The sequence below is a fragment of the Propioniciclava tarda genome (assembly GCF_900182665.1).
Lineage (GTDB): Bacteria > Actinomycetota > Actinomycetes > Propionibacteriales > Propionibacteriaceae > Propioniciclava > Propioniciclava tarda.
The window spans coordinates 1-14,456 of sequence record NZ_FXTL01000026.1 but is presented as its reverse complement, the minus strand read 5'-3'; the positions used below and the strand labels follow the sequence as shown (position 1 = coordinate 14,456).

Annotated in this window: 10 protein-coding genes and 2 pseudogenes; 8 read left to right on the top strand and 4 right to left on the bottom strand. The window is 67.4% G+C overall.

The genetic code is table 11. From position 1 onward, the window contains the following. Positions 1 to 1,854, bottom strand: a 1,854-nt coding sequence (locus FN821_RS13830; protein ID WP_142640465.1) for a hypothetical protein, incomplete at its 3' end; no start/stop codon positions are given. A 93-nt stretch (positions 1,855 to 1,947) separates the two neighbouring features. Between FN821_RS13830 and FN821_RS13825 the strand changes: the two genes are divergently transcribed. The 3 genes from FN821_RS13825 to FN821_RS13815 all read left to right on the top strand — a co-directional run bounded on the left by FN821_RS13825 (position 1,948) and on the right by FN821_RS13815 (position 4,029). Next, positions 1,948 to 2,310 carry a GntR family transcriptional regulator gene (locus FN821_RS13825; RefSeq protein ID WP_131173051.1) on the top strand — a complete coding sequence of 121 codons (363 nt, stop codon included), beginning with the start codon at positions 1,948 to 1,950 and terminating at the stop codon, positions 2,308 to 2,310. 211 nt (positions 2,311 to 2,521) lie between these two features. Then, complete coding sequence (locus FN821_RS13820; RefSeq protein WP_131173050.1) at positions 2,522 to 3,304, top strand: PIG-L deacetylase family protein; 783 nt, start codon at positions 2,522 to 2,524, stop codon at positions 3,302 to 3,304. Further along, entirely contained in the window at positions 3,304 to 4,029 is a 726-nt protein-coding gene (locus FN821_RS13815) for a sulfite exporter TauE/SafE family protein (RefSeq protein WP_131173049.1), read from the top strand. Before FN821_RS13820 ends, FN821_RS13815 begins: the two co-directional genes overlap by 1 nt. A gap of 136 nt (positions 4,030 to 4,165) precedes the next feature. On the opposite strand, the gene FN821_RS13810 is transcribed toward FN821_RS13815, so the two are convergent. After that, complete coding sequence (locus tag FN821_RS13810) at positions 4,166 to 5,890, bottom strand: DUF885 domain-containing protein (RefSeq protein ID WP_131173048.1); 1,725 nt, start codon at positions 5,888 to 5,890, stop codon at positions 4,166 to 4,168. 89 nt (positions 5,891 to 5,979) lie between these two features. Between FN821_RS13810 and FN821_RS13805 the strand changes: the two genes are divergently transcribed. Continuing rightward, entirely contained in the window at positions 5,980 to 6,714 is a 735-nt protein-coding gene (locus FN821_RS13805; RefSeq protein ID WP_165489377.1) for a glycerophosphodiester phosphodiesterase, read from the top strand. 135 nt (positions 6,715 to 6,849) lie between these two features. Here FN821_RS13805 and FN821_RS13800 read toward each other — a convergent pair whose 3' ends face one another. Then, the gene (locus FN821_RS13800; RefSeq protein ID WP_131173046.1) at positions 6,850 to 8,487 is read right to left on the bottom strand and encodes an AMP-binding protein; all 1,638 of its coding nucleotides are present in this window, start codon (positions 8,485 to 8,487) and stop codon (positions 6,850 to 6,852) included. A 313-nt stretch (positions 8,488 to 8,800) separates the two neighbouring features. Here FN821_RS13800 and FN821_RS13795 point away from each other — a divergent pair. The 3 genes and pseudogenes from FN821_RS13795 to FN821_RS13785 form a co-directional block, all read left to right on the top strand. Continuing rightward, positions 8,801 to 9,388: pseudogene (locus tag FN821_RS13795) on the top strand (IS3 family transposase); the annotation flags it as partial. Positions 9,389 to 10,264: 876 nt separating this feature from the next. Beyond that, positions 10,265 to 12,547 carry an NACHT domain-containing protein gene (locus tag FN821_RS13790; protein WP_131173045.1) on the top strand — a complete coding sequence of 761 codons (2,283 nt, stop codon included), beginning with the start codon at positions 10,265 to 10,267 and terminating at the stop codon, positions 12,545 to 12,547. A gap of 153 nt (positions 12,548 to 12,700) precedes the next feature. Next, positions 12,701 to 13,237 (top strand): annotated as a pseudogene (locus tag FN821_RS13785) (transposase); the annotation flags it as partial. 175 nt (positions 13,238 to 13,412) lie between these two features. On the opposite strand, the gene FN821_RS13780 reads toward FN821_RS13785, so the two are convergent. Next, complete coding sequence (locus FN821_RS13780; RefSeq protein ID WP_131173044.1) at positions 13,413 to 13,766, bottom strand: DUF2200 domain-containing protein; 354 nt, start codon at positions 13,764 to 13,766, stop codon at positions 13,413 to 13,415. A 395-nt stretch (positions 13,767 to 14,161) separates the two neighbouring features. Here FN821_RS13780 and FN821_RS13775 point away from each other — a divergent pair, with 395 nt between their 5' ends. After that, complete coding sequence (locus FN821_RS13775) at positions 14,162 to 14,359, top strand: hypothetical protein (RefSeq protein ID WP_131173043.1); 198 nt, start codon at positions 14,162 to 14,164, stop codon at positions 14,357 to 14,359. Positions 14,360 to 14,456: the final 97 nt, after the last annotated feature.

The window sequence follows — 14,456 nt, the reverse complement described above, 5'->3', positions numbered from 1 at the left end:
GGCGAACAGTTGCTGCGCCTTGCCGCGCGCGGCGTTGGCGGCTGCCACGGCGGAGTCGACCGCATCGGCCTCGAGGCGGTTCTCGGCGGCCTTCGCGTCGGCGTCCAGCCCGATCAACTGCCGCGCGACCCGCGACGTCGGCAGACTGACGGAGCCGGCGGCGCGGTCGACTTCTGCGAGCGTGGACAGGGTGGTGCGGGTGGCGTCCAGCTTGGGCCTGACGGCGGCGAGGGAGTCCGCGGATGATGCGTGCTCGTACGCCGCCCGGATCTTGTCCGGCACGGGACGGCCCGCCTGCTGGGCGGCGTCCTGCACGGCCTTGGCGGAGCTGGCGAGGGGCTCGATGGTGGCCATCAGTCCTTGTGCGGTGGCGAAATCCCAGGACGCCATCGCGCTCTGCAGCACCGTGGGCGGCGTCCAGGACCCGTCGGCGTCGTCGAGGCGCAGGAAGCGGGCGCGGGCGTCCAGGCGTGCTTTCCAGTCCACGCTGGACGGGTCGCTGATCACCCACGCCGAGACGACGTTCGCCGCGGGCGTCCGGCCGGAGGCGTCCGGCTGGGCGGCGGCGTCCACCGTGTCAAGAACGTCCAAGAGGGCCTTCCACGTCAGCGGCGGCGATGAGTGGACGGCGTTGCCCAGGGGAACCTTCTTGCTGGCGATCGCCTTCACGACGCGGGTGTAGTCCGTCGCATCCAGCTTGCCGAGGACCTGGGCGAACACCTGAGCGGACGCCGGATAGGCGTAGTTCTCGGCCTCCGCCGCGGTCTCGGACTCTTGCCAGGTCTCGAGGGCGAACGCGTGGGCGTCCGTCCGAGCAACGAGGCGTTCGGTGGGGGTGCCGCCCAGCTGTCTGACGGTGCGAACGGCAAGGTCCTCGGCGAGACCCTCGGCGAGCCAGCGCTCGCCGGCGACCGAACGGTTGATCCAGGAATGGGCGAACTCGTGGCAGAACGTCGTGAGATCGAGGGACTCGCTCAACCGGATCTCCGCTTCGGCTCCGTTGAACGTGCCGTCGTAGCCCTGGGTGGCCAGGCTGATGTCCTCGCGGATCTCGAGGACGTTGGCGGGCGCCGGAAGGCCGGTGGTCTTTTCCAGCGCGGCCACGGTGGTCGAGAGGTTGGTCGTCACGAAGTCGGCCCAGGTCGTGTCACCTGGGAAGGCGATGACGTCCACGGTACGTCCGTTGACCTCAACCTTGCGGTGCTCGCCGACGTCGGGCTCGGAGAGGGCCACGGACGCCCCGAAGAAGTCGCCTGCCGTGGGAGTCGTGCTGGTGCGGGTCGTCGTCCCGCCGTCCGTGGACTCGGTGAACGTGGTCTCGGAGGCGCTGAACGTCATCGACGACGGCGCGACGATCTCGACCGTCAGCTGGCCCGGATCACCGTCCAGCAGGACCGGGAACGACGCGAAACCCTTGCCGACCCGGGCGCTGTCGTCGCTGCGGAACTGGGCCCGGCGCAGTCGATAGGTGAGCTCCAAGGTCTTGGACTGGCCGTAGCGGATGCCCGAGAAGCTGGCGATCAGCTGTTTGGTGCCGAGGTTCTGGCTTGCCTTGGTCGTGAACGAAAGCTTCCCGCCGCCCGATGTGACCGACACCTCCTCGGCGCTGGTCGGGATGAGGAAGCCCCATTGGTCCCAGATGTAGTAGGTGCGTCCGGAGTCCGGCTGGCGGTTGGTGATCGTGACCGTCTGGGCGACGGCCACGCTGCCACCGGCCGGGTCGACGACGTAGCGCGCCTTGCCCGTGATCGAGAGGCCGCTGGCCGCGTGGGCGTCCGTGCTGGTCAGCGGGAGCCAGGCCAATCCGAGGACGAGGATGACAACGAGTCTGCGTAGCCAGGGGTGTGGTGCCACGGGTGCAACCGTAAGGCTGGCAAGCCCTTCTCGGAGGTGTTTCGAGGACGCGAACCGCGTCGCAACTGGTCGGCGTCTGCCTAGGCTGGCGGGGTGATCATCGACCACACGTCGCCGACGCCGCCGTTCGAGCAGCTCAAGCAGCAGATCTCGGACGGGCGCGCGTCCGGCCAGTTTCCCGCCGGCCATCGGCTGCCGCCGGTTCGCCAACTCGCCGAGCAGGTCGGGCTCGCCCCCAACACGGTGGCTCGTGCCTACCGCGAACTGGAGGCGTCCGGGGTGATCGAGACCCGCGGTCGAGCGGGATCCTTCGTCACCGCGACCGCCGAGTCGGCTCGCAAAGCCGCGGCCGCGGCCGCTGGCGAGTACGTGGCCGTCGCCCGGAGGCTCGGCATCTCGGACGCCGATTCGCTCGGCCTGGTCCGGCGGGCGCAGGAGAGCCCGAACCTGAACTAGGCGGCTCTCACTGTCGTCGTACCGCGGGATTCGACGCGTCCGCATGGTGGAGAGTGACCAAAACCGGGGTGAGCTGAGCACGTGGGTCTGGGCGGGCTCACCGCGATCAACCCGATTTTCGTGGATCTCACACCCGTCAAAGCCCGGTTTCCGTGCGCCCGGACGTTTGAGAGTGACCCAAACCGGGTTGGGATCGCAGTAGTTTCGGGCCATGACTTCTGCGGCGACGGTCGGGGACGTGTTCGGTCCCGCGCGACGCGTGCTGTTCGTCCACGCGCATCCCGACGACGAGACGATCTCGACGGGCGCGCTGATCGCTGAGCTCGCGGCGTCCGGGGTCGAGTGCTTCGTCCTCACCGCCACCCGGGGCGAGCGCGGCGAGGTCCGGCCGGGCGCGCTGCCCGCCGGCGGTGACCTGGTCACCGTGCGCCAGTCCGAGTGGCTGCGAGCCTGCGGACGCCTCGGCGCCAGCCGCTACCTACACCTCGGCACCTGGCCCGCCCGGGCCATGGGACGCCTCGCGCGCGTCTACGCCGACTCGGGGATGGCCTGGTTGGACGCCGCCGAGACCCTCGCCGGACCCGCACTGGACGCCTCCGCCGACGCGCTCACCGCCGCCGATCCGGACGAGATCGCAGCGGACATCGCCGCCTGCGCACGCGCCCTGGCCGCGGACGCCCTGGTCACCTACGACGCCCTCGGCGGCTACGGACACCCCGACCACGTCGCCCTGCACGCCCCCACGCGCGCCGCGGCGTCCACGCTGGGGCTGCCCTTCTTCGAGATCGTCTCCCAGCCCCGCGGCCAAGCCCCGGACGACCCGGACGCCTCCTGGCTCGACCTCGCCCACCGCCTCCCCCAGATCTCGGCGGCCCTGGCCTCCTACTCCTCCCAGCTCACCGTCGACGGGGACGACCTCATCCACGTCGGCGGTCAGCGCGAGCCGATCACCACCCGGATCGGCGTCCGCCGCGTCGCCCCGGACCCCACCTGATGGACGCCCTCCATCTCGCCCTGCTCGGGGCGGCGGTCCTGCTGGGCGCGGCGACGACCCGGCTGACCGGTATGGGGTTCGCCCTGGTGGCGACGCCGTTGTTGGTCTTGCTGTTGGGCACCAGCAACGGGGTGTCGCTGCTGCTCGTCCTGGGGTTCATTCAGGCGCCGATCCTCGTCTACCAACTGCGCCGCGACGTGGAGGTCAAGACGGCCCTGCTGCTGCTGGCCGCCGCGATCGTCGGCATCGTCCCGGGCGCCTGGCTCGTCAACACCTTGCCCGCGCCTGTGCTCGCCATCGTGGTCGGCGTCCTGATCCTCGTCGGCATCACGGCGACGGTGGCGTCCGAGAAGGCTCGGGTCTTCAAGGGGACGCCGGGGCTGCTGTCCGCAGGCTTCCTGTCAGGCTTCATGAACTCGATCGCCGGGATCGGCGGACCGGCCGTCGCCCTCTACGCCCTCTCGACCGGCTGGGCGCACGCCTCGTTCGTGGCGACGATCCAGCTCTACTTCTTCGGACTGAGCGCCTCGACCCTGGTCGCCCGTGGTCTGCCGACCCTCGAACCCGCCGCCTGGGTGGTCGCCATCGTGGCGCTCGTGGCCGGCCAGCTGCTGGGGACGTTCCTGATGCGCTGGGTGTCGCCCGCCCTCGGACGCCGCCTCGTGATCGCCGTCGCCATCGCGGGTGGCATCGCCACGATCATCAAGGGCATCGCAGCCCTTTGAAGCCATGACCCACCACGCCCTGCGACTGGCTCAGGGAACGGGGCGGTGAGGCCCCGGGACCCTTCGACAGGCTCAGGGATCTTGGCCTTTCGCCTTGGCACTTCGGTTGGCCGAGGGACCTGGCCCTTCGACCAGCTCAGGGGGCCTCGACCCGCCGCCTGGAAGGAAGTTGGCTGAGCTTGTCGAAGCCCTGCGACGAGGTGAGTTGTTCCCGGAGCACGTCCAACGGCAACGAGCCCAGGTTCAGCGCCCGGCTGTGGAAGGCCCGCAGGCTGAACGACTCGCCCCGCGCCGAGGCCGCAGCCGCGGCGTCCGCTCGAATCTGCTCCCAGATGCGCTGCCCGATCTTGTAGGACGGCGCCTGGCCGGGCCAGCCGAGGTAGCGGTTCAGCTCGAAGCGGAGCATGGTGCGCTCCATGGTGACGTTGTCGGTGAGGAGGTCCCAGGCCTTGGCGGCGTCCCACACCCCGCCGCCGTAGCGCGCGGGGGCGGGCTTGCCGAGGTGGACGCCGAGGTCCAACACGACGCGCGTCGCGCGCAGCCGCTGGGCGTCGAGCATGCCGAGTCGGTCGCCGTCGTCGGCGAGGAACCCGAACTCGTCCATGAGCCGCTCGGCGTACAGCGCCCAGCCTTCGCCGTGCCCGGAGGTCCAGCAGACGAGGCGCCGCCACATGTTGAGGTCGTCCTTGTTGGCGACCGCGGCCGAGATCTGCAGGTGATGCCCCGGGACGCCCTCGTGGTAGACCGTCGTCTTCTCGTTCCAGGTCGAGAACTCGGTGACGCCCTCGGGCACCGACCACCACATGCGTCCGGGACGGCTGAAGTCGTCCGTCGGCCCCGTGTAGTAGATGCCTCCGGACGCCGACGGCGCGATCATGCACTCGAGCTTCTGCGCCTGCGGCGAGATGTCGAAGTGCGTCCCGTTGAGGGCCGCGACGGCGGCGTCCGACGTGGTCTGCATCCAGGCCTTCAGGGCGTCCGTGCCGTGCAGGATGCGCGCGGGGTCGGCGTCCAAAACCGACGCGGCGTCCTGGACCGTCTTGCCCGGACCAGCGATCCGCGCGATCACCGCGTTCTGCTCGGCGACGATGCGCGCCAGCTCCTCGAGGCCCCATTCGTAGGTCTCGTCCAGGTCGACGGCCGCGCCCACGTACAGCCGCGAGAACCGCCCGTAGCGCTCGCGTCCGACGGCGTCGGTCTCGGACGCCGCAGGCGCCAGTTCGTCGCGCAGGAACGAGGCGAGCTTCGCATAGGACGCCGCGGCGGCCGCACCGGCGGCGTCCAGGTCGGCGCGCAGCGACGCCGGGAGGTCGGCGTCCTTGCCAAGGGTGAGGAAGGTGGACGTCGCGGGGTCGGTCTGCTTGTCGGCCTGCTTGGCGACCTCATCGGCCTGCAGGCGGGCGGGGACGAGCCCGGACGCGAGGCCCTCGCGGAGGCAGGCGAGGTAGCCGTCCATGGCGGCGGGCAGGCTGGCGACGCGCTGGGCGATCGTGGACCAGTCGTCGTGGGTCTCTGTCGGCATCAGGTCGAGGATGTCGCGGAAGCCCTGCGACGGGGACGCGATGACGTTGAGGTCGGCGGTGTACTCGCGGGCGTCGAAGAGTTCGAGATCGAGCCCGAGCCGGTCGCGCATGGCGGCGACGGTGACGCGGTCGGTCTCGTCAGCGGGGACGGCGGCGTCCAGCCTGGCGAGGGTGGCGCGGTTGAGGTCGGCGTAGGCCGCGGAGGCGTCCGGCGAGTAGTCGCCCATCAGGTGGTCGTAGCCCCTGATCCCGAGGTAGGTGGCCGTGACCGGGGAGAGCTCGGCGAGCGAGCGGGTGTACTCGTCGGCGATGGCATCGATGGCGGTGGGCGTCCTCATGGTTCGAACCTAGCCCGGGGGCGAATCCGCGTCAGCCTGCACCGGTGCGCCAACTTTTCACACGTGCGGGACTAGGCAAGAGTGGCCCCGTGACGCAGATCTGGGGACACCGCGGCGCCTCCGCCGACGCGCCGGAGAACACGCTGCCCGCGTTCGCGCTGGCGCTCGGACAGGGCGCCGACGGCATCGAACTCGACGTGCAGATGACACGCGATGACGAACTGGTGGTGATCCACGACGAGACCCTGGAGCGCACCACTGACGGCCACGGCTGGGTCGCCGACCACAGCCTGGCGTCGCTGCGCAGCCTGGACGCGTCCGCTGGCTGGGCCGGGTTCGGCGGCACGCACATCCCGCTGCTGGCGGAGGTCCTGGAGTTGATCAAAGACTCGGACGCCGTCGCGAATGTCGAGCTGAAGACCGACACGATCCGCTACCACGGGATCGAGGAGCGGGTGTTGGACGTCGTGGCGGCGTCCGGCGTGGGGGAGCGCGTGATCTTCTCCAGCTTCAACCACTACACGCTGCGGAACCTGCGCAAGCTGGGCGCGACGCAGCCGATGGGCGCGCTGGTGTCGGACCGGCTCTTCAAGCCCTGGCGTTACCTCCTGACGTTGGAGGCTGAGGCGCTGCACCCGTCCGTGGGGGCGGCGACGGCGAAGCTGGTCCGCAAGTGCCACGAGCGTGGTCAGCGCGTCCACGTCTGGACTGCCGACAAGCCCAAAGACATCAACCGCCTCCTGCGCCTCGGCGTGGACGCGATCATCACCAACGTCCCCGAGGTCGCCATCGGGCTGCGCGACGGAGTGGTGGTCACCCGCTGACGGGGGGTGCCTCCCGCATCCGGGGGAGCCTCGCTGTACCGAGGGGGTCTGAGTGCTTGAGGTTGCGGTTTTCCGGAAGGTTCAGCACTCAGAGGCCGGGTCTTGACGTTCCCTGAGCTGGCGAGGGGCGCGCACTCAGCCCTTCGCAGGCAGCAACACCGGAAGCTGCCGGCGCAGAATCTTGCCCGCCGCCGACCGCGGCACTTTCTCAACGAAGTGCACCCCACCCAGCCGCTTGTGCGGCGCGACGCGGTCGGCCACCCAGGCGGTCAGCTCGGACGCCGACGCCTCAGCCCCCGGGCGCAGCTGCACCAACGCGTGCGGCACCTGATCGCCCGCCGTGCCCTTGAGATCGACGCCGAGCACGGCGGCGTCCGCGACCGCCGGATGCAGGCAGAGCAGCGCCTCCAACTCGGCGGGCGCGATCTGCATGCCGCGGCGCTTGATGAGTTCCTTGATCCGATCGACCATCCGGACGACCCCGTCGGCGTCCACGGTGACGAGGTCCCCGGTGTGGACCCAGCCGTCGGCGTCCAAGACCGCATCGGCGTCCTTCGGGATCCCGAGGTAGCCGAGCATCGCGTTGGGCCCAGCGCACCACAGCTCGCCCGGCTGGCTCACCTCGCCGGATGCCGGCACGGCGACATCGGTGCCGGTCTCGGGGTCGACGACGCGGAACCGCACGTTCGGCACCGCCGGACCGATCGTGCCGAGGTCGATGTCGCGGCGGTCCAGCGGGATGACGTGGGTGACCGGCGACAGCTCGGTCATGCCATACCCCTGCACCACCCGGACGCCCAGCCGCTCCTGCAGCGCCTCGCCGACCGGCCCGTCGAGCGGCGCCGCCCCACAGACGATCAGCTTGAGCGAGCTGAGGTCCGCCTGGCCCACCGCCGGATGCTTGGCCAGGAACGCCGCCACCGGCGGCACCACGAACAGCACCGCCGGACGGTACGTGGCGATGATCGTCAGGAACGCCATCGGGTCGAATCCAGCCATCGTGTACTGCGGGCAGCGGCGGTACAGCGCGTAGTTGAGGTTCGTCGTCATCGCGTAGATGTGGCTGTACGGCAGGAAGGCGACGAGGCTCACGTCGTCGCCCAGCGGCCTCAGGACCTCGTTGAACTGCAGCATGTTCGCGACGAGGTTACGGTGGCTCAGCATCACCGGCTTCGGCATCCCGGACGTCCCCGAGCTGAACGGCAGGCACGCGATGTGCGTTGCCGGGTCGATGTCGACGGTCGGCGGGTTCGGCTCGGTCGCCAGCACATCGGACCATGCCGTGTGCCCGGCCGCGCGGGGGGCGTCCGGGTCGCCGACGACGATGACATCGGACGCCGCGAGTCCGGCCTGGATCGCACCGGCCACGGCCTGGGCGAGCAGGGCTGGGTGCGTCACGATCTTGGGCGCCTTCGTCGCGGTCAGCTGGCGGGCGATCTCTGGTGCGGTGTAGGTGGCGTTGACCGGCGAGGTGGCGGCCCCGGCGCGGGCGATGCCATGGAAGGCGGCCAAGTAGTCGGGCCCGTTCGGGAGGAGAACCCCGACAGCGTCCCCGGCACCGATGCCGGACGCCGAGAGCCAGGCGGCGAAGGCGTCCGTCTGACACTTGACCTCACCGAGGGTCAAGGTGACGCCGCTGGCATGGTCGACGACCGCCGGCTTGGCGGCGTCGGCGCTGGTCAGGCCGGCGAACAGGAGGTCGTACAGGCTGACGTCGGGGATCTCGATGTCGGGCAGTGGTCCGTGCCAGCCGTCGGGTCCGGGATTGGTCATGACGCTCCTTCGCGGGTCCGGATGCTCCGGGATGTGGCCGTCACAGTAGGGGATGAGGCTTCGCGCGGGACAGGGTCGAGGTTGGTGCTGTTCGCCGGCGCCCGGACGTCGGCAATCCGTCCGGAGTTCGGCTGCGTCGAAGTTCGAGGCTGACCTGGGCAACGGGTACCGCCTCGGCCAGGCTCCAGACGTCGATCCGATCACGTGATTCCCCCGGATCCGGGACGGGCTCAACACGGTTTTGCGCACTCTCAGTTTCGGTGCGCCGCGGATCTGGTCCCGATCGCGCCGTGAGAGTGACGAAAGTCTTGCGCGGTGGAAGCGTGGCCGCAACGGGAAGAAGCCGGGCCCACCCGCCCATGACGACCTGGTCAAACGCCAGTTCACGGCGACCGGCCCGAACCAGTTGTGGCTCACCGACATCACCGAGCATTGGACCGACGAGGGCAAGCTGTACGCGTGCGCGATCAAAGACGTCTGGTCCAACCGGATCGTCGGCTACTCCATCAGTGACCGAATGAAGTCCACCATCGCCGTCGATGCCCTCGCCATGGCCGTCGCCCGCCGCGGGAACGTGACCGGCTGTGTGGTGCATTCGGATCGGGGCAGTCAATTTCGTTCCAGGAAGTTCCTGGCCGCCCTGCGCCGTCACGGCTTGACCGGATCCATGGGTCAGGTCGCCTCCGCCGGCGATAACGCCGCCATGGAATCGTTCTTCGCCCTGCTCCAGAAGAACGTCTTGAACCGGCGCCGCTGGCGCACCCGCCACGACCTCCGGATCGCGATCGTGACCTGGACCGAGACCACCTACCACCGACGCCGCCGGCAACAACGCCTCGGCCGATTGACCCCCATCGAATACGAGACCATCATGACCACACCGGCCCGACAGGCCGCCTAACCCAACCTGTCACCACAACATGCAGCAGTCCCATGTGCTGAACGGCTTCGAGTTGGCCGCATTCATCGCCAGGGAGGGTGCTGAGTGGCAACATGGCGCCATGCGCGAGCCGCTCGAACCTGGTCCACCCCTGGACTTGAAGGGGATCGCGCTCTACTGCCTCATCGACGCTGACAACTTCTTCGCGTCATCGGCGACGGAGCCTGAGATACGACACCTCCTTATGCAGTTGATCGAGTCTTGCCAGCGCCGATTTGGGGGGTTCGAGCGAGTCCACCTCCGACTCTATGGCGGGTGGATGGCGGCGGGCGCACTGACCCAGCGGGCGAGCCAGGTCGCGCAGTTGGTGTCGGCTGCCTTTCCCCTTCCGATGGCCCTCCCCGATCGGACGGTGCTCCGGGGCGACTGGGAGTTGGCCCACTCTCTCTTGAGCAATCCTTCGATTCGGTTCGAGGACACTTGGCGGCGCAGGGCCAGCGTGCCGCGACTTCGGCTTGCGAAGTCTCCGCAGCCGGATGGGTGTGTCTCGGGTGGTCCGCAATGCCCGGCGGCCATCCTTCGGCACATCACTCGCGCCGGGTCAAAGACCTGCCCGGTAGTCGGATGCGGAGTGCGATCAGACGAGATGTTCCTTACTGCGGAGCAGAAGCAGGTCGACACGATGATGACGGCGGACTTGCTGGACATAGCGCGACTCGAACAGAACCGTGTGGTCTGCGTTTCCGATGACACGGACTTCGTTCCTGGTCTGGTGGCTGCGAGTCACGCCTCCTCGCGTGTTGGGTACTGCAACCTGGACCACAGCTATGACCAGGACACTCGCAGCACGTTGGCAACTCTCCAGATTCAGCAAGTCTCTCTCCCGAAGGCACGGCAGTGATCCTCGACGATATCTACCTCGACCTTTCAGCATTCGCGGATGACGAGCAGGACGTTGTCATTGAGAACGACGGCAGCTTCTTGCTGGTTCGCGAGGGACGCGACATCGCGGGCAAGCTCGTGGAGACTGAGAGCGGTGTGTTCGTGGAGCTCGGCGCTGATCGGATTCCCTATCGGCAGTTCTTAATTCGTACCCTCGGCCGGCTGGACGTGTTCGCCACGAGGATCCTCCAGCGGAAAGGCGAGGTACCCAGCTTCGTCGAGGGGCCTGCAGTTGTGTTCCATCCGGCTGAAGCGCCGGTCGCAGTGTCATCAGCGCTGCTCGCTCTCGAAGACGAGTGCGCTACCGGTTCGCCGTTCGCCACCCGCATCAGTTTCATCACCGCCGATGCGGGCCTTGGCAAGACCGCACTTCTGCAGCAGATGCAGGCGAGACGCGCTCAGCAGTTCCTAGAGGGACGCTCAGGCTTCATCTTCTGGCACCTGGACCTGCAGGGACGGCAGTTGCTTCGGCTGTCTGAGGCGCTAATGGGCGACCTCGGTGATCTGCGGATGTACGGGCTCTGGATGCCGGGACTCATTCGACTGATGAAGCATCGGGCACTCGTCTTGGCAATTGATGGGTTTGATGAACTGTCCGCAGAACAGGGGAGCAACACGTCTTTGGGTGCGCTGGCCAGCTTGGTGGCGCAGCTAGACGGTCAAGGCACGATCGTTGCGGCGGCGAGACGTACATTCTTCGACACTGAGGACTACATGCGACGCGCCGGTGTCGTGAAGCGATCGACCACTTCACCTTGCGAGTTCGCTGAGATAACCGTGCGTCCATGGCGCGAGCGCGAGGCGGTTGAGTTCTTGGGGAGCTATGCAACGAGTCAAGGGTTCGACACCGACGGGCGGGCGATCTATACAGACATCCTCACGGCACTCGGGTGCGCGGCCGATCACCCCTTCCTGACTCGCCCGTTCCTTCTGTCCAGGGCGGCACGCGCCATAGTTGAGTACTCGATCCCAGTCGAGCAGTTCATTCGGCCGGGTGAGGACCAACTGGACAGTGTGGCCGCGATCGTCCACGCGTTCGTCGAGCGCGAAGTCACTGAGAAGTGGAAGAACCGCGTGACGGGCGAACCGTACCTGAGTTCGGACCAGCACATGGAGCTACTTGCTCAGGTCGCTGAAGAGATGTACCAGAACGCGACGGACCGTCTCCCTGTTGAGATCATCGATACGATCGCAAGCATACTGCTTGAAGCCTGGGCGATCGATGCGGAGTATCGCCAACAGGTCGTCGAGATGGTTCACATGCATGTCCTGCTTGTGCATCCGTCAGATGGCGTGGATGGGTATCGCTCCTTCGATCACCCAGAGTTCCGAGATTACTTCGTTGCGGTCGCGCTCTCGGCCAGGTTGAGGGAGGCGATGAACTCGGGCGTTGGGGAGCGACTGGCTAGGTTCCTTTCCATCTCGCAACTGAGTGACTCCACGGCTCGCTACGTGTTCGGAATGATAAAGCCATCCCGAGCCGAGAGCGCGCGACTCCTTCAGGTTCTCGCGGACATCGTGAATCGCGAGTACAGGCCCACGTACGTTCAGCAGAACGTCGGCACGCTTCTGCCATTCGCGTTGTCCGACTCGACAGGCGGAGACCAACTCGCATTCGCCGCGAAGGCGATCAGTTCCAGCATCTCCTGGGAAAGCACGCACCTGACAGATATAAGCCTGAGCCAGGTGACGTTCGTGAACGTCAGCCTTCAGGGATCGGTCTGGACTCGAGTCACCCTCGAAGACTGCCAACTCGGAGATCTCGCTGTTGATGCGCACTCCCGCTTCGAGGACGTGGTGTTGAAACAGTGCCAAGTCGACTCCGTACGCTTCGAGGCGGCCGAAGACTCCATCCGTGAGTTCGCGCCCGCCCGCATCAAGGCGGTTCTATCCGGCCTCGGGATCGTGTTCCATGAAGACGAGGAACCGAAGCTTCCGATCGAGGAGCCGGCGTCTGTCGGAGCAATTCGGTCGCTCCTGTCGATGTTCCGCAGAAGCACGGTTGTACGTGAGTCCCAGATACGGCATCGCTTCAGGTCCGAGGCGGCGTGGGTGCTGGACGAACTAGTCGGGGTCGCAGTAGCACACGGTGTGATCGAGGTGCGCACCTATCGTGGAAGCGGCCAAGATCGAATCTGGGCGCTCACCGCTCGATTGGACGACGTGCTTGCGGCCGAAGGTGGGTTTGCCAGGCAAGACCTCGTTGACTTCTGGGCAGATCTCCGCGGTCGTAGGTAGCAGCCATCTTCCCTACCCGCAGTGCTGCCTGAAGGCGAGGTGCGGCACACATTGAATCCCCCCGGCGTGTCCGGAGGCTCCGATCCTTGGGAAGGTTGGAGTCATGTCAGGGAACACGTCGAAGCGGTACCCGTCTGACGGTACCCGTCTGAGTTGAAGCAGCGGGCGGGTGCGCATGTATGCGGAGGTCCGCCCTGATCATCCGACGGACTGGGCGGCGATGAGCAAGGTGGCTGGCCTGTTGGGGGTGTCCACGGCCGAAACGCTGCGGAAGTGGGTACGCCAGGCCGAGGTTGATCATGGCAACCGGCCCGGGGTCACTAGCGAGGAATCGGCCGAGCTGAAGAAGCTGAAACGAGAGAACGCCGAGCTACGCCGGGCGAACGCGATCTTGAAGGCGGCGTCGGCCTTCTTCGCGGCCGAGCTCGACCGGCCAGGTCTGTGATCGTGGACTTCATCCGCGAGCACGCCGACCGTGAAGAAGTCGACGGTCTGCGATGGGGTGTTGAGCCGATCTGTGCGGTGCTGACCGAGCACGGCCTGCAGATCGCCCCATCGACCTACTACGAGTGGAAAGACAAGCTCCCCACCCGCCGGCAGGAACGCGACCAAGCCTTACTGGTCGAGGTGCGTCGGGTCCACGCCGCCCACTACGGCGTGTACGGCGCCCGGAAGGTCTGGCTGCAGCTGGGTTGGTGGGCGGCGCGCCGATCACCTGTTGGGGTGCGGGCTTTCACGGATGCTCAACCCGGTTTTGATCACTCTCCGTGGCGGTGTGCCGCAGAACTCGTGTCGATCGCGCCGCGAGTGGGACGCAAATCGGGTTGGACCCGTGGCGCCCATCGACGGGCTCAGCGTTGGACTACTACGCGGACCGCAGGATGGCGTCCATCTTCTTGCCCCTGGCCAGCTCGTCGATGAGCTTGTCGAGGTAGCGGATCTTCTGCATCAGCGGGTCCTCGATGTCTTGGACGCGGTACCCGCAGATCCTCCCGTTGATCAGGGACGCATTCGGATTGAACGCGGGCGCATCGGCGAAGAACGCCTCCATCGTGGTCTCGTCTCGGAGCACCCTGTCGAGCCCCGCCGCGTCGTAGCCGGTGAGCCACTCGATGATCTGGTCGACCTCGGCGCGGGTGCGTCCCTTGCGCTCGGCCTTCGCCACGTAGTGCGGATAGATGCTGGCGAAGCTGGTGCTGAAGATCCGATGCCCGGCCACGTGACTCCTGTCGTCGGCTGAGCGACGAGCCTAAGCCGTCCGGCATGGCGGCCGGCAACCGGCGCCGACTTGGCGAGTCCAGGCCGATCCCGCCCGGCAGGTCCGAGACTTCGAGGCTGAGGCGACCACACGCCGAGGTTCCGCTCTCACGCCGAGGTTCCGCCTCCACGCCGAGGAAGCATCCTCGGCAGGTACCAGCATCCTCGGCAGGTACCCCGCATCCTCGGGAGGAACCCGCATCCTGGGCGTCCGCGGGCAATCTCGGCGTGGAGTCTCTCGAGATCGAAAAGTTCCCGTTCATAACCCATTCCCTGTTCCAGCATTAGTTGCCGAGTCGGCAAGTTCTCGCTATCCTGAGACCTCCCGACCGCTTCCCCATGTACTCAGGAGGGCCCATGAACATCTCTGACCTGCGTGCCGTTTCAGTGGTCACGCTGCTCACCTTGGCGTCGGCGCTGGCGCTGCTAGGGTGGGGCATCGTCTCGGATCAGGCCTTCGTCGTGATGCTCGGTGGCTCCATCGCCGTCGTTGCGCTCATGGGCTGGGCTCTGGCCCGCGTCGGCGTCCGACAGAACATGAGGGGAATGGCGTGAGTCCTAGGGATGCGCTGATCATTGGTGCTACTGCTGCCGGGTGGGTCTGACTGGCGGGTTGTGGGCTGTTGGGGTGTTTCGGGCTGGTCGCTGTTGC